Genomic DNA, 25,986 nt, shown 5'->3' with positions numbered 1-25,986 from the left:
GCCCGCCGTGGGAAGCGTGCCGCTGCGGCGGCGCCGGCGGCTTCGCCGGGCTGGAGCGCGTGGCCGGCTCACGGTGGGGGCGTCCCGTGACAGCGTGCGCCTGGCCCGCCGTGGGAAGCGCGCCCGAGGGCGCGCCGGATCGCCCCGGGCGTCGGCGCGCGGACGCAGGGTCGTTGCCTAGTTTCCTAGGACGCGAAACGCGAGGTGGCGCGTTTTTGACAATGGTTGTCATCACCAGAGAGACTGGCGGCATGCGTGGGAGAGTCGCGGCCGCACTGCTCGCCGGGGCGCTCGCCCTCGCCGGGTGCGCGGGGCCGGCCAAGCCGGACGACGGGAAGCTCCGGGTCGTCGCCGCGTTCTACCCGCTGCAGTTCGTCGCGGAGCAGGTCGGCGGGGACCGGGTCGCCGTGTCCAACCTGACGCGCGCCGGGGCCGAGCCGCACGACCTCGAGCTGACGCCGAGCCAGCTGGCCGGGCTCGAGGACGCGGACCTGGTGGTGTACCTGCGCGGCTTCCAGCCGGCCGTCGACGAGGCGATCGACCTGCAGCGGCGCGACAAGACGTTCGACGTGGCCGGGGTCGAGCGGCTGCGCGACGCCGACCCGCACGTGTGGCTCGACCCGGTGCGGCTGGCCACGATCGCCGAGAAGCTCGCCGAGCGGCTCGCCGCCGTCGAGCCCGCCGGCGCCGGGGCGGTCCGGCAGCGGGCCGATGCGCTGGTGGGGCAGCTGCGGGAGCTGGACGGGCAGTACCGCGCGGGGCTCGCCGACTGTGCGCGGCGCGAGGTCGTGACCAGTCATGAGGCGTTCGGGTACCTCGCGGCCCGCTACAACCTGCAGCAGGTCTCGGTGACGGGCCTCAACCCGGACGAGGAGCCCGGCCCCCAGCAGGTCCGCGACGTGGCGAAGCTGGCCCGCGAGCGCGGCGTCACCACCATCTTCTTCGAGTCGCTGGTGAGCCCGAAGCTGTCGCAGACGGTGGCCCGCGAGATCGGCGCGAAGGCCGCGGTCCTCGACCCGATCGAGGGTGTCGAGGGCGGCGAGACGTACTTCACGGTCATGCGCACCAACCTCGCGGCTCTGCGTGACGCGCTCGGCTGCCGCTAGTCTTGCTCCGATGCGTCTCCGGAAAGCCGTCGCCGCCGTTGCGGCCGTCGTCGTGCTCGCCGGGTGCACCGGGGCCAACCAGGACGCGCGGCCGCTGCGCACCCCGTCGCCCGGCGTCAGCGCGCCGGCGGTGGCCACCACCTTCGACGGCACGTCGGCGCCGGTCGCCGACCCCATCTACCCGGCCTACGGCAACCCGGCGCTGGATGTCCTGCACTACGGCCTGGACCTGTCGTGGAGCCCGCCGGACCGCGCGCTGACCGGCACGGCGACGATCCGCCTGCGCGCCGTGACCGCGGTGTCCCGGGTGCAGCTGGACTTCTCCCCGGCGTACACCATCGGAAATGTCACGGTCGACGGCGCCCCGGCCACCGGGCGCGTCGAGAACGGCGACCTCGTCGTGGACCGGGCGCTGGCCGCGGGCGCGACGGCGACGCTTGTCGTCGGGTACAAGGGCACTCCGGCCCCGGTCCCGATGCCGTCGCACCGCAACGACATGGAGCCGCTCGGCCTGACCGTCACCGCCGCCGGCGAGCTGTGGACGATGCAGGAGCCCTACGGCGCGAGCACCTGGTACCCGGCGAACGACCAGCCGTCGGACAAGGCGCTGTACGACATCGCGATCACGGTCCCGTCCGGCTGGGCCGGCATCGCCAGCGGCACCCCCGACGGCGTCGCGGGCAACACGTACCGCTACAAGTCGACGACCCCGGTCGCCAGCTACCTGACGACCCTCGCGGCCGGCCGGTACACGCGCACCGAGGTGAAGGGCCCGCGCGGCATGCCGGTGGTGCTGTGGACGCGCACGGGCGTCGACGACGCGAGCGTGGACGAGTTGCGCCATTCCCCGGACTATCTGGCGTGGCTGGAGCAGCGCTTCGGCCCGTACCCGTTCCCGAGCACCGGCGTCGTGGTCGTCCCGTCGGATTCGGCGATGGAGACGCAGCAGATGCTGACCATCGGCGGCGCGACGCTGGGCGACTCGGGCGCGGCCGCGTCGGTCCTGGTCCACGAGTTCGCCCACCAGTGGTTCGGCGACGCGGTCGGCCCGTCGACGTGGCAGGACGTGTGGCTCAACGAGGGCTGGGCCAGCTACGTCGAGCAGCTGTACCGCGCGCGCGGCGACGCGGGGGCGATCGACCGCTGGGAGCGCGCGGCCCGCTCCGCTGATGGCGACCTGCGCAACCGCCTGGGCCCACCGGGCCACCCGCACGCGGACGCCTTCGCCGAGAGCAACGTGTACGTGTGCCCCGCCCTGATGCTGCGCCAGCTGCACAAGGACCTGGGCGACGACCGCTTCTTCGCGCTGGGCCGCGCCTGGGCGGCGTCGAACATGGGCACGGCCCGCGACCGGGCGGCGTTCATCGCGTTCGTGAACAAGCAGACCGGGCACGACTACACGGCCCTGATCAACACCTGGCTGGACTCCCCGACGACGCCCTCCTGACCGCCGGCTGTTGCACCGACAAGTCGGGCGCTGGCGCGCCACGACTTGTCGGATTTATCGCTCGTCAGGCGATAAATCGGGCATGGGTGATTCAACGGCGCGGGCGGCCAAGGCGGTGGCCGGCGGCGGCCCGGCCTGCGGCGCCGCTGAGCGCCGCTGAGCGCCGCTGAGCGCCGCTGAGCGCCGCTGAGCGCCGCTGAGCGCCGCTGCGCGACACCCGCGTCACCGGTGCGCCCGGCGCTCGTGAGGTGGCTCCGTGCGCCGTTGGGGAGGTGGCCGCGCGCGGCGTTGCGGGAGGTGGCCGCGTGCGGCGTTGCGGGAGGTGGCCGCGTGCGGCGTTGCGGGAGGTGGCCGCGTGCGGCATCGGCCAGGTCACGGTGTTGGGCATTCGAGCTCCACGAACAGCGGCCCGCCCAGGCCGGACACGGCGGCGAGCACGCCCGAGTCGTCGTGCTCGCGAGGTGGCTGCGCTCGACGCCCACGGCATCGCGGCGCCCGGGGCCGGCGCAGGCCGCCGGCGTCCGCGTCGTCAGCCCGCCCGGCACTCTGAGGCCGCACCCACGAGGAGCAGTCGTCCGCGGCGCGCGAGCGGGCAATACCGGCTACTCGTGCAGGCCGCCGGCGCCCGCGGCATCCGCGTCGTCAGCCCGCCCGGCACTCTGAGGCCGCACCCACGAGGTGCAGTCGTCCACGGCGCGCGAGCGGGCAATACCGGCTACTCGTGCAGGCCGCCGGCCACGACGTGGATGAAGGCGGCCTGGACGTCGTCGACGCTGACGGCGTTGTCGACGTACGCGCCGAGGGGCTTCAGCGCGTCCTTGAGCTTGTCCGCCGCGTCCTTCTTGCTGAGCACGACGACGCTGATCGTGATCGGGCGCTCGGGGTCCTTCAGCGCCGTCAGCTTCTGCACCATGTCGTTGACGGCCGCGGTGTTGGCGCTGTCCTTGTTGGCGTCGTCGGTGAGGATGAAGATCTGGTTGAACATGTCGTCGTGCCAGTCGTCGCGGACCGACTGGTAGCCGGCGACGACCGTGTCGAGCAGGCCGGCGCCGGGCTTGTGCACGGCGAGGGAGTTGACCGAGCGGGTGAACGCGGCGCGCGAGGTGTCGTCGAGGCGGTCGCCCGGCAGCAGCTTGCGGTAGCCGCCGGTCTGGCCGGGGCTGATCTCCCACAGGCCCAGCTGCGACCCGACCGGCATGAGGTCGCCGACGACGCGGCAGCCGGCCTTGAGCACGTCGATGGGGGCCTGCTTGCCGCCCGCCGACGGGCTGGCGCCGGGCGAGGCGCCGCTGCCGGGCGAGCCGGAGGCGATGTCGACGATGATGAGCAGGTTGCTGCGGCGGTCCTCGGGGTCCCAGGTGGCGAAGACGTGCTGGATGTGGTGGGCGGCGAGCACGTCGAACGGCGGGGCGGTGGGCTCGGGCAGCTCGGAGGCGCCGTCGAAGGGCGGGCGGACCTGGCCGGGGCCGCGCAGGCCGGCGGCGTTGATGGCGCTGCGCACGTCGGTGGTGGAGAACGCGGCGAAGAGCCGCTTCAGGGCCGCGGCCCGCTTCGGGTCGCGGGTGGCGGAGGCCGAGGGCAGCCAGGTGTACCGCATGAGCGCCGTGTGGTCGGCGCCGGCGAGGTAGACGCGGTTGGTGGCGCCGAGGGTCATGATCGGCAGCAGGGCGTACTCGGGGACGAGGCCGACCTCGCCGTTCTCGTTCGGGGTGGCGGCGAGGTCGTGGTTGACGGTGCGGGTCACGGCCAGGGTGGTGTTGAGCGCCAGGGACGAGGCGTCCATGCCGCGGTCGAGCCAGACGGCCTCGCCGACGGCGCCGGCGGCGACGAGGCCGTCGCCGGACAGGGCGGGGTCGCGCACGACGAGGCGTACACCGGAGTTCTTGGTGTCCAGGAGGTTGGCCAGGGCCAGCCAGCCGTTGCCGGCGGCCTTGATCTTGTCGGCGGTACCGGGGTCCGTGACCATCAGGATGGGGCTGGTCGCGAGGGTGGTGCCGGCGGCCGTCTCGCGCTTCTCGGCGGTGTCCTTGTCGGTGGCGACGAGGAACCCGGGCGGGGCGAGGGTGGCCCAGGAGGCGTCGTCGGGGATCCAGGCGTCGGCGTTCATCTGGGAGAGCTGCCCGGCCGCGGGGCGGCCGTCGGCGCTGGTGGTGTCGACGAGGATGCAGTCGGCGCCGGAGCGCAGGCTGCGCCCGGCGGCGGAGACGACGTTGGCGAACGAGGAGGCGGTGAGCACGTGCAGGGTGGTGGGGCAGTCGGTGCCGTCCTCGGCGTTGCCGGCCTTGTCGCGCAGCACGTACCAGCTTGCGGCGCCGACGAGGCCGACGGCGAGGATGAGCGCCAGCGCGCGCATGGCGGCGCCGAGGCTGAGGGGACCCGCCTGATGCTTGCCCATTTCTGCGAACCGTCCGCGATGCGAGGGATGGGGGGTGTTTGACCGCGGGCAAGTATGACATCGAGCGGGGCGGATTCTGTCGGTCGTCCACCGGTCGGCGGAGATCACCGGCCGTTCGTCCGGCCCATTCCCCGCAGATCAGGCGCCTTGCTCGACGCTCGGTGACGCCGCCGGCACGCATCGGCCGTTGTCGTCAGATATCCGTCGCTCCCGGCCGGCCCGCCCACCATCTGTCCACTGTGGACGAAGTAAACGGCGTCTGAACAGGATGCGGACGGTCGATGGATTGCCTCGATGGTGCATCATCGGGGCCGTGAAGCGGACCGGTCCACTGATCGTCCTCGTTCTCGTCCTGGCCGTCGTCGGCGCGGTCGCCGGTAACATCCTCGGCCGCCGCTCCGGGTCCGACGGCGGCGGCAGGCCGGTGAAAGCGATCATCGGCTCGGAGAAGAAGCCGTTCTTCGACGACCCCGAGGTGCGCAGGGCCCTGTCCAGGCACGGCTTCTCCGTGCGGGCCGACCCGATCGGCTCCCGGCAGATGCCGAGCCGGCTCAAGGGCTACGACTTCGCGTTCCCGAGCAGCACCGCGGCCGCCGAGGAGGTCCGCCGCAACTCCACGCCGGCCGGCGACAACGTCGTCGTGTTCTCCTCGCCGCTCGCCGTGGCCACGTTCGTGCGGATCGTCGACCTGCTGCAGGTCGCGAAGCTCGCCGCCCGCGACTCCGGCGGCGTGTGGCGGCTGGACCTCAAGGCCCTCGCCGACGCGAACCGGCGCAACCTGCGCTGGACCGACATCCCGGGCAACACGTTCCACCAGGTCTCCCGCAACGTGCTGGTCGCCACGACGCGGCCCGACGACTCCAACTCGGCGGCCATGTTCGCCGTACTGCTGGACAAGGCCACCGGCGGCGACCTCGCCGCCACCGCGAAGCTCTTCACCGACCAGGGCGCCGTCGACTCCACCAGCGCGGAGCCGTTCGAGAGCTACCTGCGCAGCGGGCTCAACTACGCGCCGATGGTGCTCGTCTACGAGGCCCAGTTCGTCGACCACGCCGTGAACGCCGGGCTCACCGACGGGCAGACGCTGGTGTACCCCACGCCGACCCTCGTCTGCCGGCACACCATCGTGCCGTTGACGCAGACGGGCGTGGAGGTCGCGAAGCTGCTCGCCACCGACCGCGACCTGCAGCGCCTCGCCGCCAAGCACGGCTTCCGCACCGCCGACGCCACCCTCACCGCGCCCGTGTTCAGCCAGGTCCGCCCCGGCGACGCGCCGCTGCCGGCCTCGATCGAGGGCGCCGTGCCCGACCCCGACTACCCGGCCCAGCAGGCGCTGCTGGCGAAGCTCGAGGAGAAGATGTCATGAGGCGGTACGGCATGGCGTTGCTCGCGACGGCGGCGCTGATGCTCGGCGCCTGCACCGGCGGCGGGGGCAGGACCCCGCAGCCCGAGGCGACCGAGGGGCCGTTCCTCAAGGGCTCCGGCACCCTGCGGGTCCTGGCCGGCAGCGAGCTCGCCGACCTCACGCCCATCCTCGCCGAGGCCAGGGCCGCCACCGGCGTCGACGTGCAGCTCACCGCCACCGGCACCCTCGACGGCGTCGAGAACGTGGTCTCCGGCAACGCCGCCAAGTCCTACGACGCCATCTGGTTCGCCAGCAACCGGTACCTCCAGCTGCACCCCGGCGCCGGCGACAAGATCGGCACCGCGACGAAGGTCGCCACCTCCCCGGTCGTGCTCGGCCTGCGCCGCACGGTCGCGGCGAAGCTCGGCTGGGACCAGCACCGCCCCACCTGGAGCGAGATCGCCGTCGCCGCCGGCGAGCACCGGTTCACCTACGGCATGACCAACCCGGCCGGCTCCAACTCCGGCTTCTCGGCGCTCGTCGGCGTCGCCTCGGCCCTGGCCGGCACCGGCGCGGCGCTGTCCGCCGAGCAGATCGCGCCGCTCACCCCGCGGCTGCGGGCGTTCTTCGCCGGCCAGAACCTCACCGCCGGCTCGTCCGGCTGGCTCGCCGACGCCTTCGCCAGGAACGCGGCCGAGAAGAACGACCACGCCGTCGACGGCCTCGTCAACTACGAGTCGGTGATCCTGTCGCTCAACGCCGGCGGGAAGCTGCCGGAACCGCTGACGGTGGTGTACCCCGCCGACGGCGTCGTCACCGCGGACTACCCGCTGACGCTGCTGTCCGGCGTGCCCGAGCAGACGCAGACCAACTACGCGGCGATCGCCGACTACCTGCGCCGGCCCAGCGTGCAGCAGAAGATCATGGCGCAGACGTGGCGGCGCCCCGCCGTCGCCGGCGTGGAGCTCGCCGAGCAGTTCGGCCCCAAGGACGGCGCCCTGCCCGAGCTGCCGTTCCCCGGCAAGCTCGAGGCGGCCAACGCCCTCATCGGCGCGTTCGGCGACGACCTGCGCAAGCCCGCCCGCACCATCTACGTGCTGGACCTGTCCGGCTCGATGAAGGGCGCCCGCATCCAGGGCCTCAAGAGCGCCCTCACCGGCCTCACCGGCGCCGACACCAGCCTGTCCGGGCAGTTCGCCCGGTTCAACGGCCGCGAGCAGGTGGTGATGGTGCCGTTCAGCACCAAGCCCGGCCAGGTCCGCCGCTTCGACGTGCCCGAGGGCAGCTTCCAGCCGACCCTGGACCAGATCAAGGGGTACGTGGGCGGGCTGTCCGCCAACGGCGACACCGCGATCTACGACGCGCTGTTCGTCGCCTACGACCAGGCGGCCGCCCTGGCCAAGGAGGACCCGGACCGGTTCACGTCGATCGTGCTGCTCACCGACGGTGAGCTGACCGCCGGGGCGAAGCTGCCGGACTTCCAGGCCCGGCTGGCGCAGCTGCCGAAGGTGCCGGTCTTCACGATCCTGTTCGGCGAGGGCAACGTCGCCGAGATGCAGCAGATCGCCGACCTCACCGGGGGCCGGTCCTTCGACGCCCGCACCGGGTCGCTGCCCGCCGCCTTCAAGGAGATCCGGGGGTACCAGTGAAGGATCGAAATGATCTGTTCAAGCCCCGGCGGTGGTGATTCGCCGGGGCGTGGGGTACCACATGGGAATGACCGAACTCTCGCTCGACGACTACCTGGTCGAGGACGACGATGACGACGACCCCGTGCTGCTGCGCAAGGACGGGCAACCGGTCGACACGTGGCGGGAGGACTATCCCTACGACGAGCGGATGACGCGCGCCGAGTACGACCGCGTCAAGCGGCTGCTGCAGATCGAGCTGCTCAAGCTGCAGAACACGATCAAGGCCCGCGGCGACCGGCTGGTCATCCTCTTCGAGGGCCGCGACGCCGCCGGCAAGGGCGGCACGATCAAGCGGTTCATGGAGCACCTCAACCCCCGCGGCGCCCGGGTCGTCGCCCTGGAGAAGCCCAGCGAGCGCGAGTCGACGCAGTGGTACTTCCAGCGCTACGTCCAGTACCTCCCGGCCGCCGGCGAGATCGTCCTGTTCGACCGGTCCTGGTACAACCGGGCCGGCGTCGAGCGGGTCATGGGCTTCTGCAACCGTGCCGAGTACCTCGAGTTCATGCGCCAGGCCCCCGAGCTCGAGCGCATGCTGGTCCGCTCCGGCATCCGCCTGGTCAAGTTCTGGTTCTCGGTGTCGCGCAACGAGCAGCGCACCCGGTTCCTGATCCGCCAGGTCGACCCGGTCCGGCAGTGGAAGCTGTCGCCGATGGACCTCGCGTCCCTGGACAAGTGGGACGACTACACCGAGGCCAAGGAGGCGATGTTCTTCTACACCGACACCGCCGACGCGCCGTGGACCGTGGTGAAGAGCAACGACAAGAAGCGCGCCCGCCTCGAGGCCATGCGCCACGTCCTGGCCCGGTTCGACTACGAGAACAAGGACGCCTCCCTGGTCGGCACCCCGGACCCGCTCATCGTCGGCCCGGCCGCCCTGGCCGACGACGCCGCCGACGACGCGCCGCGGTTGTAGGTGAACGTAGGTCACGATTCGCCGATGGGTTGTCGTACTGTGTGCTGGTGCCGGAAGGGGAGATCAAGACGGGGTTGTTCGGCAAGCACGTCATGCTCGCCTACGGCGCCGACGACGAGCTCCGCGACCTCCTGACCGCCTTCGCTCATCGGGCCGTTTCCGCAGGTCACCGCGTTGTGATCTTCCTCGACAGCGACAGCGTCGACCTGGCCCGGACCCTGACCGCGGCCGCCGGCGGCGCCGTCGCCGGCCAGTTCACCGTCCTGCGGTACAGCACCGGTTATACCGGTCCCGGCACGTTCGGCGGCCCGATGTTCGGCGTGCCCGAGATCCTCGAGGCGCTGGCCAAGCTGCTCGGCGAGACGTTCGCCGCGGGCTGGCCGGCGGTGTCGGTCGCCGGCCAGATGCGCTGGGCGCTGCGGGCCGGGTTCACGCCGACGGACCTGCTGGCGTACGAGACCCAGGTCAACCGGCTCTTCGGCGACCCCCGCGTCACCGCCCTGTGCCTGTACGACCGCCGCCAGTTCGACAAGGAGCTGCTGACCCGCATCGGCGTCGTGCACCCCGGCCCGCTGCTGCGCTTCACCCTCGGCGGCTGGGGCGCGCACCTGCGCCTCTTCGGCGAGCTCGACGCGTCCAACGCGCAGTCGCTGCCGTCGATCCTGGACCTGGTCGCCGGGGCCGACGCCGTCGTCATGCTCGACGCCAGCGACCTGGCGTTCGTCGATGCCGCGAGCGCCGGCACGATCGTCGGCTTCGCCGCGTCCCGCCCGCACCGCCACACCGTCGTGCGCTGCACCCGGGGCGTACGCCAGGCGCTGCAGCTGGTCGGCGCCGAGTCCGTCCCCAGCCTGGTCCTGCGCGACCGCGTCGCCTGATCGGCTGCTCGCCTCTGCCCGGCTCCCGGGGTGCTCGGCGGCGTTCTCGCGTGTCCGCGTGGCGCGATACTGCGTCGGCTGATCGGTGCTTCGCGTTTGCGCCGGTGGGGTAAGACGGCAGGCGTGTCGTCAGCTGCTGATTCCGCTGTTCCTGACCCGGAACTGACCGCCGAGGCCGCCGCGCGCGGCGTCGCCACCTGGTACGAGACGGGCGGGCACCGCCGCGTCGACGTCGACCCGGCGGTGGTGCGGGCCGTGATGGCCCTGCTCGACCCCCGCCCCGCCGCGCCCGCCGCGCCGGCCGAGCCCGTCGCCCTGCCCGAGGTCCCGCGCACCTGGGGCTGGATGATCCAGCTGTACGGCGTGCGCTCCGCCTCCTCGTGGGGCGTCGGCGACTTCGCGGACCTGGCGGCGTTCACGCGCTGGGCGGCGTCCACGGGCGCGGGCCTGGTGCTGGTCAACCCGCTGCACGCGGTGGCGCCGGTCGACCCGATGCCGGCGTCGCCGTACTCGCCGTCGTCGCGCCGCTTCGTCAACCCGCTGTACCTGCGGGTGGAGGACCTGCCGGAGTACCGCTCGGCCCCCGCCTCGCTGCGCGCCGCCGTCGACGCCCTGCGCCCCGAGCCGTCCGACCCGACGGCGCTGATCGACTACGCCAGGGTCTGGCGCGCGAAGCGAGCCGCCCTGGAATTACTGTTTAACCTGATAAATCCGGACATGTCCGATGATCCGGCCCGGCGCGACTTCGCGACCTACATGGCCCTGGCCGAGGCGCACGGCGTCGACTGGCGCGAGTGGCCGCCGCCGTTGCGGACCCCGGGCCCGGCCGCGTACGAGGCCGCGGACCCGAACCGGGTCGCCTTCCATGCCTGGCTGCAGCGCCGCTGCACCGAGCAGCTGGAGGCCGCCAACGCCGCCGCGGCCGGCATGCCGATCGGCATCGTCCACGACCTGGCCGTCGGCATCGACCCCGGCGGCTCCGACGCCTGGACCCTCCAGGACGTGATCGCCCGCGACGCGCGGGTCGGCGCGCCCCCGGACGCCTTCAACCAGCAGGGCCAGGACTGGGGCCTGGCCACGTGGCGCCCGGACCGCCTGGCCGCCACGGGCTACGCGGCGTACCGCGACCTGCTGCGCGGCATCCTCGCCCACGCCGGCGGCCTGCGCGTCGACCACGTCGCGGGCCTGTGGCGGCTGTGGTGGATCCCGCCGGGCCACGGCGCCGCCGAGGGCACGTACGTCCACTACGACGCCGAGGCCATGCTCGGCATCCTGGTCGAGGAGGCGGCCCGGGCCGGCGCGGTCGTGGTCGGCGAGGACCTCGGCACCGTCGAGCCGATCGTCACCACGACGCTGCACGAGCGCAACATCCTGGGTTCGTCGGTCCTGTGGTTCACCCGCGACGACACTGGCGCGTTCATCCCGCCCGAGCGGTGGCCCGCCGCCGCGATGGCCAGCATCTCCACGCACGACCTGCCGACCGCGACGGGCTTCCTCACCGGCGAGCACGTCGACGCGCGCGCCGCGGCCGGCGTGCTGACCCGCAGCGTCGCCGAGGAGCGTCGCTCGGCGGAGGCGGACCGCGCCGCCCTGCTCGACCTCCTCGCCGCCGAGGGCCTGATCCCCGCCCCGGACCCGAGCGGCGGGAGCGGTGGCGTGCGTGTTGCCGCGATCGTCGAAGCCATGCACCGGCTGCTGGCGCGCAGTCCATGCCGGGTGTTGCTGGCCTCGCCCTACGACGTGCTGGGCGAGGCGCGGCAGCCGAATCTTCCGGGGACGTCAGAGCAGTACCCGAACTGGCGGATTCCGTTGCCACTGTTGCTCGAGGATCTCACCGGGGACCCGCGCATGCGCGCGGTCGCGGAGCTGTTCGAGCGGCGTTGAGACGGCGAGCACGGCAGTCCGGCGACGGAACGTTTGCGGAGTCCGACCGGGGTGGCGTGCCGCTTTATTGCACCCTACACAACGCCACCAAATGCACGCCGAATCCGCTCACCGGGCGTCACCGTAGCTTACCGTCGGCGATGTCAGCTGGCCACGCCCACCGTCTGGGCGACCGTTTCCGGGCGCGGGACGAGGGCGAGCATGTGGTGGGCGACGTCCGCCCGCGGGATCGAGAAGCCGCCGCGGACGTTGCGGCCCAGCGCCTCGCGGTACGTGCCGGTCAGGGGCTTGTCGGTGAACATCGGCGGGCGGGAGATCGACCAGTCCAGGCCGCTGGAGCGCACCGCGTCCTCCATGGCGGCGAGGTCGGCGTAGTGGGCGCGGAACTTCGTGCGGGCGAACGGGGCGCCGAGGTGGCGCATGAAGAAGCCGTCGCCGGGGTCGTGCTTCGGGGGGTTGGGGCGCTGCGGGGACGCGACCGTGCCGATGGGGGCGGCGCTGAGGACGACCAGGCGGCGTACGCCGGTGGCCTGCATCGCCTCGATCACCGCCTTCGTGCCGCGTTCGGCCACGCCCTCCTCGGCCGCATTGGTCGCGCCCAGCGCCGACAGGACCGCGTCGGCGCCGGCGATCGCCTCGCGCAGCGCGGCGCCGTCGGGGTGGGACAGGTCCGTGGCGACGACGCGGACCGCGGTGCCGTCGAGCTTGCGCGGGTTGCGCACGACGGCGGTGACGTCGTGGCCGGCGGCGAGCGCCTGGTCGAGGATGTGGCGGCCGGTGCCGCCCGACGCGGCGATGATGGTGAGCTTCACGAGCGAGAACTCCTCCGACTCCGATAACCTCTGTATCTCCGATAATACGAGATACAAAGTAGATCGGCCAGCCGACGACAACGGCGCCGCCCCCGGGGTGGGGGCGGCGCCGTGAAGGCCGGGTGGGTCAGGCGGCCTGGTACTGCATCGCGCGGGTCAGGTTGTCCGCGCCCTCCTTGTCCAGGGCCAGGTACGTCAGGCGCAGGCCCTGGCCGTCGCCGCCGATCGCGAGGGACACGCTGGCGGTGACGCCGCGCTTGTACTCCACGATCGTGAGCAGGTGGCGCGGGATCTCGCCGACGATCTTCGCCGTGGGGCGGGACGTCAGCCAGTGCGGCTCGAGGACGAGCAGGCGCTGGTTGGTCAGCACGATGAAGAACGCCTTCTTCTGCGTGCTCGCCATCATGGTGCCGCCCGACAGGATCGCCGTCGCGGCCATCATGGCCACCTTGCGGCCGATCTCGAGCTTGCCGATCTGGGCGCGGCCGGTGGCCTGGACGACCTCGCCCGGGCCCATGAGCGGCGCCGAGGTCGTGACCGCCATGGTGTGCAGCTTCTGCCTCACGTGGTTCTCCCCGTACGGGTGCCCGCATGTCGCGGGCGGTGAATGGATCACGCGCACCGTACGGCCGTCGATGGGCGTCAGCCAGTGGACGTTCAGCTGATCTGATCATCGTCCGGGCGGTGGGCGCCCGGGGGGATCTCCTGCAGCATCCACGTGTTGCCGTCGGGGTCGGCGAACGGCACGTACAGGATGCCGCCCATGTCCATCACCTCGCCGGCGTCGACGCCGCGCGACAGCAGGGCGGCGCGGGCCGACGTGACGTCGTCGACGACCAGGTGCAGGCCCCGCAGCGTGCCCGGTGGGAGGTCGAGGCCGGGCAGGTCGCGGTACAGCAGGATGGAGCAGGCGGAACCGGGCGGCGTCAGCTGCGTGACCCGCGGGCCGCCGCCCGGCTGGATGTCGTGGTCGAGCACGAAGCCGAGCCGGGTGTAGAACGCCAGGGCGGCGTCGACGTCCTTGACCGGCACGGGCACGAGCTCCAGGCGCATCGTGAAGGCCATCGGCGCGGCGAGGTAGGCGTCGAGGCCGGCGTAGGTGGCGTCCATGCCCTCGCGCATGCCGGACTGCAGCGCGGACTCGCGGGCGGCGGGGGAGGCGTACGCGATCAGGGTCGTGATCCGCGTCCGGCCGCCGAGGTCGTCGAACGTCAAGGTGTTGCGCGTCGCCGGCCAGCCGCCGCTCCACGCCTCCGTCGACACCAGCCGGTCGGGGCGTACGACCTCCTCGAACGTGCCGGCGATCGTCATCTCCTCGCCGTCCGCGGTGCGCCACACGTAGCGGAACGCGCCGCCGGGGCGCAGGTCGATCTCGCAGACCGGCATCGTCCAGCCGGGCGGGCCGACCATCCAGTGCGGCAGGTGCCGCGGGCTCGTGTGCACGTCGAAGACCAGGTCCTTCGGCGCGGCCACGACCCGGGTGATGCGCACCCCGGCCTCGCCGTCGAGGTCGAACCCGGTCACGCCCAGCTCATCGATCATCATCGGAAGAAGCCTCCATGTCGTCCTGTACGAACTGCAGGTACGCGTCGAGGCGCGCGTAGCTGGCATCCCAGAACTGCCGGTAGCGCTCGGCGAACGCGGCGACCTCGCGCAGCGGCGCGGCCTCGAGGCGGCACGGGCGCCACTGGGCCTCCCGGCCGCGGGAGATCAGCCCGGCCTGCTCGAGCACCCGCAGGTGCTTGGAGATCGCCGGGCCGCTCATCGCGAACGGCGCCGACAGCTCCTTGACCGTCGCCTCGCCCTCGCCCAGCCGGGCCAGGATCGCCCGCCGGGTGGGGTCGGCGAGGGCCGCGAAGACGACGCTCAGCCGATCCTCGGTCATGCGCCCTACCTAACCAAGCGGTTACCTAACCTCGTGGTTAATTAGGGCCCGCGGACGGTGGCGTTGTCAAGCCGGTCAGGGTCGCCTCCGTCGCGCGGGACCAGACCTGGGCGGCGGTGCCGGGGTCGCCGAGGATGCCGCGCAGCTCGAGCGAGGCCAGGCCGTGCACCATCGCGAACAGGTGCCGGCCGACGCTGAACTCGTCGCGGCCCGGGAACAGGCCCAGGTCCAGGCCGCGGCGGATGGTGTGCAGGACGCGCTCGAAGCTGGCGTACACCAGGCGGAACACCGGGTCGTCGGGGTCCGCGCCGGCGTGGACCATGCCCATGAACAGGTCGTACAGCTTGGGCCGCTCCAGGGCGGCGGCCCGGTATCCGGCCACGAGCAGCGGCAGCTCCGCCAGGGGGTCGTCGCAGACCGGGACGGCCTCGTGGTGGCGGCGCATCGTCTCGGCGACGTCGACCGACAGCTCGCGCAGCAGGCCCTCCTTGTCGCCGAACAGGCTGTAGACGGCCCGGGTGGTGGTGCCGACGGCGTCGGCGACCCGCCGCACCGACACCGCCGCCGGGCCCTCCGCGTGCACCAGCTCGCCGGCCGCGGCGAGCAGGGCCGCGCGCGTGTCCGCGCCGTGTTCGCGAGGTCGTCCCATGCTTGCCAGCATATCGTGACACTGTTACGTTACGTTGTATCAAAACCAGGGAGGCCAATATGGCGTACGACGTGATCGTGGTCGGCACCCGGGTCGCCGGATCGGCCACGGCGCTGCTGCTGGCCCGCCGCGGCCTGAAGGTCCTCGCGGTGGACCGGGCCCGGTTCCCCAGCGACACCCTGTCGACCCACCAGGTCCAGCCGCCCGGCGTCGCCCGCCTGCGCGCCTGGGGCCTCCTCGAGCCGCTGGTGGCCGCGGGCACCCCGATGGCCCGCACGGCCACGTTCGACACCGGCCCCACCGTCCTGCACGGCGCCTACCCGGGCCCCGACGGGGTGCTCAGCCCCCGTCGCACCCTGCTCGACGCGGCGCTGCTCGACGCGGCCCGGGAGGCCGGCGCCGAGGTGTGGGAGGGCTTCACGGTCGAAGAGGTCCGGCCCGGGGGCATCGCCGGCAGGTTCCACCGGACGCTGCGCACCGCCGAGGCCGAGGCGCCGTTCGTCGTCGGGGCCGACGGCAAGCACTCCACCGTCGCCAAGGCCGTGCGCGCCCGCGAGTACCGCGCCCGCCCGGGCACCGCGGCCGCCTGCTACGCCTACGTCGAGGGGCTCGAGCTCACCGGCGGCGAGGTCTACGCGCGCCCCGACCGCCTCGCCGGCGCCTGGCCGACCAACGACGGGCTCTGCGTGGTGTACCTCGGCGTGCCCCGCGAGCGGTTCGACGCGGTGCGGGCCGCGGGCTTCGTGCGCTCCCTGCCGCCGGAGCTGGGGGAGCGGGTCGCCGCCGGAAGAATCGCCGAACGGGTGCGGGCCACCACCGACCTGCCCAACGTGTTCCGCCGCCCGTACGGGCCCGGCTGGGCCCTGGCCGGGGACGCCGGGCTCGTCATGGACCCGATCACCGGCCAGGGCATCGGCAACGCCCTGCGCGACGCCGAGGCCCTGGCCGCCGCGCTCGCCGACGGCCTCGGCGGCGCCCGGCCGCTGCGCCCCGCCCTGCGGGCCTACCACCGCGGGCGGGACCGGGACCGCCGGGCGATGTACCGCATCACGACCGGCATGGCCGCGTTCCGCCGCGACCGGTTCGGCCCGGCGCTGTACCGCCGGATCGCCGGCAACCCCGCCGAGGTGACCCGGTTCCTCGGCGCGATCAGCGGCGCGATCCCGGCCCGCGACTACTTCGGGCCGCTCGGCCTGCTCGGCACCGTCACAGGATGGCGGCCGACTCCGCGGGCAGCGTGAGCAGGTCCGGCTGCAGCACCACCGACTCGTCGGTGGCGAACAGCACGCACTCGGCGCGCAGCGGCACGGTGCGCGGGTCGGCCGACAGGTTCGCCACCACGGTCTGCTCGCCGCGGCGGATGAGCAGGACGCCGTCGTCGTGCACGACGTGCACCCGGTCCAGCCGCGGGTCCGACAGGCCCGGCAGGGCCTTGCGCAGCGCGATCAGCCGCCGGTACACCTCCAGCAGGTCCTGGTCCTGGCCGGCCCAGTCGAGGTGGGAGCGCGAGAACGTCTCCGGGTCCTGCGGGTCCGGCACGTCGCCGGGCGGCCAGCCGTGCGCGGCGAACTCCTCCCGCCGGCCCTTGCCGACAGCGGCCGCGAGGGCCGGCTCCGGGTGGCTGGTGAAGAACTGCCACGGGGTGCGCGCCCCGAACTCCTCGCCCATGAACAGCATCGGCGTGAACGGCGACGTGAGCAGCAGCGTCGCCCCGACCCGCAGCAGCCCCGGCGACAGCGTCGCGGTGAGCCGGTCGCCGACGGCGCGGTTGCCGACCTGGTCGTGGTTCTGCAGGCAGACGACGAAGCGGTGGCCGGGGATGCGGGCCCGGTCGACGGGCCGGCCGTGGACCCGGCGGCGGAACGACGACCAGGTGCCGGCGTGGAAGAACGCCGACTCCCACACCTTCGCGAAGCACTCGGGGGAGCCGAAGTCGCCGTAGTACCCCTGCCGCTCCCCGGTCAGCATCGCGTGCAGGGCGTGGTGGACGTCGTCGTCCCACTGGGCCTGCAGGCCGTAGCCGCCGGCCTCGCGGGCCGTGACGAGCCTCGGGTCGTTGAGGTCGGACTCGGCGATGAGGCTCAGCGGCCGGCCCACCGCGGTGGACAGCGCGTCGACCTCGGCGGCGAGCTCCTCCAGGATATGGACGGCGCCGCGGTCGACGAGGGCGTGCACGGCGTCCAGGCGCAGCCCGTCGCAGTGGTAGTCGCGCAGCCACTGCAGGGCGCTGTCGATGATGAACCGGCGCACCTCGCCGCTGTCGGCCTCGTCGAGGTTGAGGGAGCGGCCCCACGTGTTCGCCCCGGACGACAGGTAGGGGCCGAACTGCGGCGCGTACGCCCCCGACGGGCCGAAGTGGTTGTAGACGGCGTCGATGATGACGCCGAGCCCCGCCCGGTGAGCGGCGTCCACGAACCGTTTCAGGCCGTCGGGGCCGCCGTAGGACTCCTGCACGGCGTACCAGCCGACGCCGTCATAGCCCCAGTTGTACTCGCCGTTGAACGCGTTGACCGGCAGCAGTTCGATGATATCGACGCCGAGCCCGGCGAGGTACGGCAGCCGCTCGATCGCCCCGTCGAACGTCCCGGACGGGGTGAACGTGCCGACGTGCAGCTCGTAGACGACGGCGCCCGGCAGCTGCCGGCCGGTCCACGCCTGGTCTCCCCAGACGAACCGGTCGTGGTCGTAGACGCGGCTGCGGCCGTGCACCCCGTCGGGCTGCCACCGCGAGCGCGGGTCGGGCAGCACGCGCTCGTCGTCGTCGAGCGCGAAACCGTAGTCGGTGCCATGCCCGCCGCCGGGGGCGTCCGCGGTCCACCACTGGCCGTCGGCGGTCATCGGGACGGCTTCGGTACCGCAGTGCAGCACAACCCGGCGCGCGGACGGCGCCCAGACGCGGAACTCCATGTCAGCCCCTCACCAGCAGCGCGACCGGGTACGTGGCCAGGATGTCGGCGAGCGCCGCCGACGCCGGGCGCCCGCTCAGCGCGTCGACCCAGTCCCCGGCGGGCAGCTTCAGCTCGGTGTCGCCCCACCCGCCCGACTCGGCCAGGCCGACCGGCAGCCGCGTCGCCACCGTGAGCGCCCCGCCGCGGTCGAACGCGACCACGTGCCGCTCCGCCGCGCCGACGGCCGGCACCGGCCGGTAGGCGCTGAACAGCTCGGGCCGGTCCCGGCGCAGCCGCAGCGCCCGGCTCACGACCAGCAGCTTCGCCGCGCCGGACACGTCGACCGGCGGGAGCGCGGCGGACGCGTCGAGCGCGGCGAGCAGGTCGAGGCGCTCGGCGAAGTCGACCGGCCGGCGGTTGTCGGGGTCGACGAGCGAGTTCTCCCACAGCTCCGTGCCCTGGTACACGTCCGGCACGCCGGGCATCGTCAGCTGCACCAGCTTCTGCCCCAGGGAGTTGCTCCAGCCGAACGGCGTGATCCGGGCGGCGAAGCCGGCGACCTCGTCGCGCAGGTCGCCGGCGCTGTAGAGCCGCGCGACGAGCGCGTGCACGGCGTCCTCGAACGCGGCGTCGGGCGCGTCCCACGACGTGGAGCGGTTCGCCTCCCGGGCCGCCTTCTCGAAGTACCGGTGCAGGCGCTCCTCCTCCAGCGGCCAGGCACCGACGACCGTCGGCCAGAACAGGTCCTCGAACGACGGGTCGGGCAGCGGGGCCTGCGCGCGCCAGCCGGCCTGCACCGCCGCCCACTCGGCCGGGATCTCGCTGAGCACGGCCAGGCGGGCCCGCACGTCCTCGCCCCGCTTCGTGTCGTGCGTCGACAGCGTCGTCATGCCATGCGGCCACTCGGCCAGCCGGCGGGCCGCCGCCTCATGGAACTCGTCGGGCTCGACGCCGAAGCGCGACGGGTCGCCGCCGACCTCGTTCAGGGCGACGAAGCGGTTCCAGCGGTACATCGCCGTGTCCTCGACACCCTTGGCCATGACGGCGCCGGTCAGCTGCTGGAACCGGGCACACAGCTCGTCGGCGGGGTCGGTGAGGCGGGGCATGAGCGCGTCGAGGGCCTCCGCGAGGTCCGGCCGCTGCTCCTGCGTGCGGCGGGCCGCCTCCGCGAGATGTTCGCGGCCGTACGGCAGGTACGTCCGGTAGACGCCGAAGTTGGCGGCCAGCTGCGACAGCACCGGCTCCGCGGACGGGCTGCCGGCGATGCGGGCCAGGCGGTGCAGCTCGGCGGGGAACAGGCGGCGCAGCACGTCCAGCTTCTGCTCGTGCGCCTCGGCGTCCCAGTCGGTCACGGACCGGTCGGGGGCGATGAACAGGCCGCACACCTCGGCGAGGGCGTCGTAGCCGGTGGTGCCGTCGACCGGCCACTGCGGCGGCAGCGGCTCGCCCCGCTCCAGGATCTTCTCCACGACCAGCCACGCCCCCGGCGCCCGCTCCCGCAGCCGCTCCAGGTAGCCGCCGGGGTCGCGCAGGCCGTCGGGGTGGTCGACGCGGATGCCGTCGGCGATGCCCTCGCCCACCCAGCGCAGGATCTCCGCGTGGGTGGCGGCGAACACCGCCGGGTCCTCCACGCGCACCCCGGCCAGCTCGGTGACGGCGAAGAAACGGCGGTAGTTGAGCCGCTCGTTGCCCTCCCGCCAGTACACCAGCCGGTAGTGCTGCCGGTCGTGGACCTCCTGCGGCGTGCCGGCGCCGGTGCCCTCGGCGATGGGGAAGCGGTGCTCGTAGTACCGCAGCTCGCCGTCCTCGACGCGCAGGTCGTCGAGGGACTCGGAGCCCAGGACGGGCACGATGAGCGGTCCGGCGTCCCAGTCGACGTCGAACCAGTCCGCGTACTCGCTCGCCCGGCCCTTCGCCAGCAGGTCCCACCACATGGGGTTGGCCGCCGGCTGGAACAGGCCCATGTGGTTGGGCACGATGTCGACGACCAGGCCCAGGCCCGCGGCGCGCAGCCGGGCGGCCAGCCGGTCCAGGGCGGCCGCCCCGCCGAGCTGCGGGTTGACCACCCGCGGGTCGACGACGTCGTAGCCGTGCGGCGAGCCCGGCGTTGCGGCCAGCAGCGGCGCCGAGTACAGGTGCCCGACGCCGAGCGCGTGCAGGTACGGCACGAGGGCCGCGGTCGCGTCGAGGTCGAAGTCGGGGCGCACCTGCACCCGGTACGTGCTCTTCGGGACGCTCATACCGTGCGGTCCAGCACGACGAGGGACCGGTCCGGCACGGTGATCGTCCCGCCCGCGATGTAGGCGCCGCCGTCGCGGGCCGGACCCGTCGCGGTGGCGATCACCAGCTCCCACTCCTTGCCGTACTCCTGCGGCGGCACCACGAAGTCCAGCGGCTCGTGGTGGGCGTTGAAGCACAGCAGGAACGAGTCGTCGACGTGCCGCTCCCCGTGCGAGCCCCGCTCGGTGATCGACTCGCCGTTGACGAACAGCATCAGCGCCCGGCCGAAGTGGTTGTCCCAGTCCTCCTCGGTCATGAGCCGCCCGTCGGTGGCGAACCACGCCACGTCCGGCAGCGGCGTGCCCTCCGCCCGGGCGACCGGCCGGCCGGTGAAGAACCGCCGGCGGCGGAACACCCGGTGCCGCTCCCGGAACAGCGCCAGCCCCCGCGCGAAGGCCAGCAGCTGCTCGTCGACGTTGCCCCAGTCGATCCAGCTGATCTCGTTGTCCTGGCAGTACGCGTTGTTGTTCCCGCCCTGCGTGCGGCCCAGCTCGTCGCCGGCGCAGATCATCGGCGTGCCCTGCGACAGCATGAGCGTGGTGAGGAAGTTGCGCCGCTGCTTGGCCCGCAGCGCGTTGATCGCCGGGTCGTCGGTCGGGCCCTCCACCCCGCAGTTCCAGGAGCGGTTGTACGACTCGCCGTCGCGGTTGTCCTCGGTGTTGGCCTCGTTGTGCTTGTCGTTGTAGGACACCAGGTCGTTGAGCGTGAACCCGTCGTGGCAGGTGACGAAGTTGATGCTGGCGAACGGGCGGCGGCCGTCGTCCTGGTAGAGGTCGGCCGAGCCGCAGATGCGCGACGCGAACTCGCCCAGCGTCGCCGGCTCGCCCCGCCAGAAGTCGCGGACCGTGTCCCGGAACCGGCCGTTCCACTCCGTCCACAGCGGCGGGAAGTTGCCGACCTGGTAGCCGCCGGGCCCGACGTCCCACGGCTCGGCGATCAGCTTCACCTGGTTGACGACCGGATCCTGCTGTACCACCTCGAAGAATGTGGACAGGCGGTCCACCTCGTAGAACTCCCGCGCGAGGGTGGAGGCGAGGTCGAAGCGGAACCCGTCGACGCGCATCTCCGTCACCCAGTACCGCAGCGAGTCCATCACCAGCTGCAGCGAGTGCGGGTTGCGCACGTTGAGGCTGTTGCCCGTGCCCGTGTAGTCGGTGTAGTAGCGGTTGTCGTCGTCCTCGAGCTTGTAGTAGTGGCCGTTGTCGATGCCGCGGAAGCTCAGCGTCGGGCCCAGGTGGTTGCCCTCGGCGGTGTGGTTGTAGACGACGTCGAGGATGACCTCGATCCCGGCCGCGTGCAGCGCCTTCACCATCCCGCGGAACTCCTGCACCTGCTGGCCGCGGTGCCGGCGGGCGTAGCCGTGGTACGGGGCGAAGAACCCGATCGTGTTGTAGCCCCAGTAGTTGGACAGCCCCAGCTCCACCAGGCGCTGGTCGTGCACGAAATGGTGCACCGGCAGCAGCTCCAGGGCCGTGATGCCCAGCCGCTTCAGGTGCTCGATGACCGCCGGGTGGGCGATGCCGGCGTACGTGCCGCGCAGCTCCTCCGGCACGTCAGGGTGGCGCATCGTCAGGCCCCGCACGTGCGCCTCGTACACGACCGTGTGGTGGTACGGCACCCGCGGGGCGGCGTCGTTGCCCCAGTCGAAGTACGGGTTGACCACGACCGCCTTCGGCATGAACGCCGCCGAGTCGGCGCCGGACATCTGCTCCGGGTCGTTGAAGTCGTAGCCGTACACCGCCGGATCCCACGCGATGTCGCCGTCGATGGCCTTCGCGTACGGGTCGAGCAGCAGCTTGTGCGGGTTGCAGCGCAGCCCCCGCGCCGGATCGTACGGCCCGTGGACCCGGAAGCCGTAGCGCTGCCCCGGCTCGATGCCCGGCAGGTACGCGTGCCAGACGAACGCGTCGACCTCGACGAGCCTGATCCGCTCCTCCCGGTCTTCGTCGTCGAACAGACACAGCTCGACCGCGTCCGCCACCTCGCTGAAGATCGCGAAGTTGGTCCCCTGTCCGTCGTAGGTCGCCCCGAGGGGGTACCGGTTGCCCGGCCAGACCTGCATGCTCGCTCCTGCTCTGTAGCTCGGCACCGCGGTACAACGGATCCTCCGTTGCCACAGTGTTACGTGCGTCGAAAGTTCACGCGCGGGTACGCGCGAAGCTGGCTGAGATATGCCCGATGCGTCCAATAATGAATCGTGCCCGCCGGGTGGTCGGAATTCCGACACCGGTTTCGGGATGAACCTCAGGCGAATTCGGCCGTGGCGCGTGTTTCAACCAAGGGGGTAAGGATCATAGTTGCTCACATGCCCCCGGGATCGGTGATGACCTTCGGCCCGCATGCCTGCACGACGCCGGCGTCGTTCGAGTCGGAGTGGCTGCTCACCGACGGGCTCGGGGGGTACGCGACCGGCACGATCGCGGGCCTGCGCACGCGCCGCTACCACGCCCTGCTCGTCACGCCCGACCGGCATGTGGCGCTCGCCGCGCTCGACCCGGTGCTGAGCGTCCCCGGCCGGGCCCCGATCCGCCTCGCCACCCACGAGTGGGGCTCCGGCGCCCTCGACCCCTCCGGGTTCGCGTTCCTGGAGTCGTTCGAGATCATCGAGTCGGTACCGCGGTGGCGCTGGCGCGTCGGCGAGTACGTGCTCGAGCGGGAGATCGCGATGACGTACGGCCGCAACGCCGTCGCCGTCGTGCACCGCCTCGTCGCCGCCCCGCCGTCCGGCCAGGCCCGCCTCACGCTCACCGCCCTGTGCACCTGGCGCGACGCCGACTCCGAGCGGTTCTCCTCCGGGCCCGCCCTGGAGACGGGCGCCTACCGCCTCGACGGGCCCGCCTGGAAGCCGGTCGGGGAGTGGTACCTCGACGCGTACTACCGCGAGGAGGCCGCCCGCGGGCTCAACCCGGTCGAGGACCTGTACGCCGCCGGGACCTTCGAGGGCACCCTGCGCGTCGGCGCCGACCTCACCGTCACCGCGTGCTCCGGCGACCTCGAGACCCCGCTGCCGGCCGGGCCCGCCGTCGTCGACGCCGCCCGCCGCCGCGCCCGCAGGCTCGTCCGCCAGGCCGGCGCCCGCGACGCCGCCGACCGGCTGCTCGTCCTCGCCGCCGACCAGTTCATCGTCGCCGGCGACGACGGCGCCCCGGCCGTCATCGCCGGATACCCGTGGTTCGGCAGCTACCTGCGCGACACCATGACGGCGTACGAGGGCCTGTTCCTGCACACCGGCCGCGCCGCCGAGGGCCGGCAGCTGCTGCGCGCCCACGCCGACCTCGGGGCGCGGATGCGCAGCAGGGAGCTCAAGGACGCCGACGGGCCGCTGTGGTACATCCACGCCGTCGAGCGCCACGTCGCGCGGACCAACGACACCGACCTCGCCCAGGAGCTGCTGCCCGCCGTCGAGGCGGTCGTCGCCGCCTACACGAAGGGCACCCGCGACGGCGTCACCGTCGACCCGCTCGACGGGCTGCTCGCCCTCGACGCCGAGCACGCCGGCGGCACCTGGATGAACGCGGTCTTCCCGCGCGGCCCGGTCACCCCCCGCGACGGCAAGCCCGTCGAGCTCAACGCCCTGTGGGCCAACGCCCTCGGCGCCGTCGCCGCCCTGCGCGAGCGCTGCGGCCGCGACGCCTCCGTCGTCCACGCCCGCCGCGACGCCGTCAAGGCCCAGTTCGTGAAGCGGTTCCGGGCCCCCGACGGCTGGCTCTACGACCTCGTCGACGCCGGCCCCGCGCCGTACCCGAAGGGCGGCAGCGGCGTGCACGACGACTCCGTGCTGCGCCCCAACCAGCTGCTCGCGTTCAGCCTGCCGTACGCGCCCGCCGCCGACGAGCCGCACCTGCGCGACGCCGTGCTGCGCGCCGTCGGCGCCGAGCTGTTCACGCCGCTGGGCCTGCGGACGCTGGCCGCGAGCGAGTACGGGTACTCGGGGGTCCACCGGGGCGGGGTGGTCGCCCGGGACACCGCCTACCACCAGGGAACGGTGTGGCCGTGGTGGCTGGGGCCGTACACCGACGCGCTGTGCGCGGCCGGCCGGCCGGTGGACGCGCTGCTCGGCGGAATTGAGGGACATTTGGGTGAGTGCGGCCTCGGCTCGGTGAGCGAAATCGCAGAGGGTGACGCTCCTCACCGCGCGACGGGCGCACCGTTTTCTGCTCGCTCGGTCGCCGCGTTTTTGCACGCACGTGCGGCGATCAGGCAAAACTGCAACTTGCAGGGATTGGAAAAAAAGAAATTGGCCCGCGAAGCCCGCCCGCGAACGCGGCGGAACGCGCTACGGTGACAGTCGGCGACGAGAGGTATCCGCTATGCGCGTATTGATGATCGCCTGGGAATTTCCGTCGAGTGAAGAGATAGCCGCGCGCCGGGGCCGTATCGCCGCCCTGTCCGCGGCCCTGGTCGCGGCCGGCCACGACGTCACCGTCGTCACCCGCCACCGCCCCGCCGCACCCGCCAACGAGACCTTCGGCGGCGTCCGGGTGGTCCGCGCCTCCGCGCTGCCGCCGTTCGACGACACCGACCTCGGCCACACCATGGCCGTCAACCACCTCCTGGCCGAGGCCGCGATCCGCTCGGCCCCGCCCGCCGGCTACGACGTGATCCACGCCCACGACTGGCTGGTCACCCACGCCGCGGTCACCCTGAAGGAGCACTTCGCGGTCCCGTTCGTGGCCACGCTGCAGGCCACCGAGGCCGGCCGCCACCAGGGCGTGCTCAGCGGCGAGACCAGCCGCTCGGTCCACTCGGTCGAGTGGTGGCTCGGCAGCGAGGCCTGCCGCGTCATCGTCCCGACGGAGTACCTGCGCTGGGAGGTCCAGCACCTCTTCGACGTCCCCGCCGAGCGCGTCGACGTCGTCCCGAGCGGCATCGACCCGGACATCTGGACCGCCGAGCCCCGCGCCGTGCTGCAGGCCCGGCTCCGCTTCGCCGGCGAGGGCCCCCTGCTGGTCTACGCGGGCCGCCTCATCGCCGAGAAGGGCGTCCAGGACCTGCTGGCCGCGATGCCCGCGATCCGCGAGCGCCATCCCGGCACCCGCGCCGTCGTCGCCGGCGACGGCGACTACCGCGGCACCCTGATCGAGGAGGCCCGGCGCCTCAAGCTCCACCGCGCCGTCTCCTTCCCCGGCCCCCTGGACCAGCCCACCCTGGCCGCCGTCCTCGCCGCCGCCGACGCGTTCGTCATCCCCAGCCGCTACGAGCCCACCGGCACGGTCGCCCTGGAGGCCGCGGCGTCCGGCGCGGCCCTGGTCGTCGCGTCCACCGGCGGCCTGGCGTCGATCGTCGAGCACGGCGTCACCGGCATCCGCTTCCCGGTCGGCGACCCCGACGGCCTCGCCGACGCGGTCGGCGCGCTGCTGCAGGACCCGATGTTCGCCCAGACCCTGGCGACCCGCGCCCGCCAGATGGCCCGCGAGCGGCACTCCTGGCACGCCATCGCCGCCCGCACCGCCGCCGTCTACGGCGCCGCGGTCGACGAGGCCCCCGCCTTCGAGGCCCGCCGCCAGGCCGCGGCCCTCGACAGCGGCCGCCCGGTCGTCTTCGTCCCGCCCGGCAACCTCCTCGCCGACCCGCCGCGCGTGCCCGTCGGCGAGCGCCCCGCCAGCCTGGTGCGGGCCGCCGCGGCCGAGGAGGCGGCGTGGCAGGCCGGGGCGTCCGCGGCCCGGGCCGCGATCGCCGCCGAGGGCTCGCTGTGGGGCTTCGACGCCGCCGAGCGGGAGGCCGCGGACCGCGATGCCGCCGCCCGCGCGGCCGCCGCGCCGTTCGACGTGGTGATGGCCGCCGTCGAACGCCGCTGACCCCGCCCCTGTCAC

The 25,986-nt window shown here is 73.2% G+C and carries 19 protein-coding genes; 10 read left to right on the top strand and 9 right to left on the bottom strand.

Annotation, left to right across the window (positions count from 1 at the left end; genetic code table 11):
- The first annotated feature begins 251 nt into the window (after window positions 1-251).
- Complete coding sequence (locus tag ACQEVU_RS32915; protein ID WP_433330450.1) at window positions 252-1,106, top strand: metal ABC transporter substrate-binding protein; 855 nt, start codon at window positions 252-254, stop codon at window positions 1,104-1,106.
- A 10-nt stretch (window positions 1,107-1,116) separates the two neighbouring features.
- On the top strand, window positions 1,117-2,553 hold the full coding sequence (locus ACQEVU_RS32910; protein WP_433330448.1) for a M1 family metallopeptidase: 1,437 nt from the start codon (window positions 1,117-1,119) through the stop codon (window positions 2,551-2,553).
- Between the two features lie 715 nt (window positions 2,554-3,268).
- Here ACQEVU_RS32910 and ACQEVU_RS32905 read toward each other — a convergent pair.
- Window positions 3,269-4,948, bottom strand: a complete 1,680-nt coding sequence (locus ACQEVU_RS32905) for a hypothetical protein (protein ID WP_433330446.1) — start codon at window positions 4,946-4,948, stop codon at window positions 3,269-3,271.
- A 313-nt stretch (window positions 4,949-5,261) separates the two neighbouring features.
- Between ACQEVU_RS32905 and ACQEVU_RS32900 the strand changes: the two genes are divergently transcribed.
- The 5 genes from ACQEVU_RS32900 (at window position 5,262) to malQ (ending at window position 11,659) form a co-directional block, all read left to right on the top strand.
- Window positions 5,262-6,314, top strand: a complete 1,053-nt coding sequence (locus tag ACQEVU_RS32900; RefSeq protein ID WP_433330444.1) for a hypothetical protein — start codon at window positions 5,262-5,264, stop codon at window positions 6,312-6,314.
- A complete protein-coding gene (locus ACQEVU_RS32895; protein ID WP_433330442.1) occupies window positions 6,311-7,942 on the top strand; it encodes a VWA domain-containing protein in 1,632 nt (543 codons plus the stop codon). The genes ACQEVU_RS32900 and ACQEVU_RS32895 overlap by 4 nt, the downstream gene beginning before the upstream one ends.
- A 67-nt stretch (window positions 7,943-8,009) precedes the next feature.
- A complete protein-coding gene (ppk2, locus tag ACQEVU_RS32890) occupies window positions 8,010-8,897 on the top strand; it encodes a polyphosphate kinase 2 (RefSeq protein WP_433330440.1) in 888 nt (295 codons plus the stop codon).
- 47 nt (window positions 8,898-8,944) lie between these two features.
- Complete coding sequence (locus ACQEVU_RS32885) at window positions 8,945-9,775, top strand: MEDS domain-containing protein (RefSeq protein ID WP_433330438.1); 831 nt, start codon at window positions 8,945-8,947, stop codon at window positions 9,773-9,775.
- 123 nt (window positions 9,776-9,898) lie between these two features.
- On the top strand, window positions 9,899-11,659 hold the full coding sequence (malQ, locus tag ACQEVU_RS32880; RefSeq protein WP_433330436.1) for a 4-alpha-glucanotransferase: 1,761 nt from the start codon (window positions 9,899-9,901) through the stop codon (window positions 11,657-11,659).
- Window positions 11,660-11,802: 143 nt separating this feature from the next.
- Here the strand turns inward: malQ and ACQEVU_RS32875 are convergent, their stop codons facing one another.
- The 5 genes from ACQEVU_RS32875 to ACQEVU_RS32855 all read right to left on the bottom strand — a co-directional run bounded on the left by ACQEVU_RS32875 (window position 11,803) and on the right by ACQEVU_RS32855 (window position 15,005).
- Window positions 11,803-12,471, bottom strand: a complete 669-nt coding sequence (locus ACQEVU_RS32875) for an NAD(P)-dependent oxidoreductase (protein WP_433330434.1) — start codon at window positions 12,469-12,471, stop codon at window positions 11,803-11,805.
- Between the two features lie 127 nt (window positions 12,472-12,598).
- On the bottom strand, window positions 12,599-13,036 hold the full coding sequence (locus ACQEVU_RS32870) for a hypothetical protein (RefSeq protein WP_433330432.1): 438 nt from the start codon (window positions 13,034-13,036) through the stop codon (window positions 12,599-12,601).
- Between the two features lie 92 nt (window positions 13,037-13,128).
- Window positions 13,129-14,016, bottom strand: coding sequence for an SRPBCC domain-containing protein (locus tag ACQEVU_RS32865; protein ID WP_433330430.1), 888 nt, complete (start codon window positions 14,014-14,016; stop codon window positions 13,129-13,131).
- Window positions 14,003-14,356 (bottom strand): ArsR/SmtB family transcription factor, encoded by a 354-nt coding sequence (locus ACQEVU_RS32860; RefSeq protein ID WP_433330428.1) that lies wholly within the window; start codon window positions 14,354-14,356, stop codon window positions 14,003-14,005. Before ACQEVU_RS32860 ends, ACQEVU_RS32865 begins: the two co-directional genes overlap by 14 nt.
- 37 nt (window positions 14,357-14,393) lie before the next feature.
- Window positions 14,394-15,005, bottom strand: coding sequence for a TetR/AcrR family transcriptional regulator (locus ACQEVU_RS32855; RefSeq protein WP_433330426.1), 612 nt, complete (start codon window positions 15,003-15,005; stop codon window positions 14,394-14,396).
- 59 nt (window positions 15,006-15,064) lie between these two features.
- On the opposite strand from ACQEVU_RS32855, the gene ACQEVU_RS32850 reads away from it, so the two are divergent.
- Window positions 15,065-16,246, top strand: a complete 1,182-nt coding sequence (locus ACQEVU_RS32850) for an NAD(P)/FAD-dependent oxidoreductase (RefSeq protein WP_433330424.1) — start codon at window positions 15,065-15,067, stop codon at window positions 16,244-16,246.
- Here the strand turns inward: ACQEVU_RS32850 and treZ are convergent.
- The 3 genes from treZ to glgX are packed head-to-tail and all read right to left on the bottom strand — an operon-like array spanning window position 16,212 to window position 22,235.
- The gene (gene treZ, locus ACQEVU_RS32845) at window positions 16,212-17,912 is read right to left on the bottom strand and encodes a malto-oligosyltrehalose trehalohydrolase (RefSeq protein ID WP_433330422.1); all 1,701 of its coding nucleotides are present in this window, start codon (window positions 17,910-17,912) and stop codon (window positions 16,212-16,214) included. The genes ACQEVU_RS32850 and treZ overlap by 35 nt on opposite strands.
- 1 nt (window position 17,913) lies before the next feature.
- Window positions 17,914-20,133 carry a malto-oligosyltrehalose synthase gene (gene treY / locus ACQEVU_RS32840; protein WP_433330420.1) on the bottom strand — a complete coding sequence of 740 codons (2,220 nt, stop codon included), beginning with the start codon at window positions 20,131-20,133 and terminating at the stop codon, window positions 17,914-17,916.
- Window positions 20,130-22,235: a glycogen debranching protein GlgX gene (glgX, locus tag ACQEVU_RS32835; protein WP_433330418.1), complete on the bottom strand. Its 2,106-nt coding sequence runs from the start codon at window positions 22,233-22,235 to the stop codon at window positions 20,130-20,132. The genes treY and glgX overlap by 4 nt, the downstream gene beginning before the upstream one ends.
- A 243-nt stretch (window positions 22,236-22,478) precedes the next feature.
- On the opposite strand from glgX, the gene ACQEVU_RS32830 reads away from it, so the two are divergent.
- Window positions 22,479-24,458, top strand: coding sequence for an amylo-alpha-1,6-glucosidase (locus ACQEVU_RS32830; RefSeq protein WP_433330416.1), 1,980 nt, complete (start codon window positions 22,479-22,481; stop codon window positions 24,456-24,458).
- Between the two features lie 25 nt (window positions 24,459-24,483).
- Window positions 24,484-25,971, top strand: coding sequence for a glycosyltransferase family 4 protein (locus ACQEVU_RS32825; protein WP_433330414.1), 1,488 nt, complete (start codon window positions 24,484-24,486; stop codon window positions 25,969-25,971).
- The last annotated feature ends 15 nt before the right edge of the window (window positions 25,972-25,986 follow it).

The sequence above is a fragment of the Dactylosporangium sp. CA-139066 genome (assembly GCF_050936175.1).
In the GTDB taxonomy this organism is placed as follows: domain Bacteria; phylum Actinomycetota; class Actinomycetes; order Mycobacteriales; family Micromonosporaceae; genus Dactylosporangium.
Note: the sequence above shows the minus strand (reverse complement) of the source record. Positions and strands in the feature narration are given on the sequence as shown.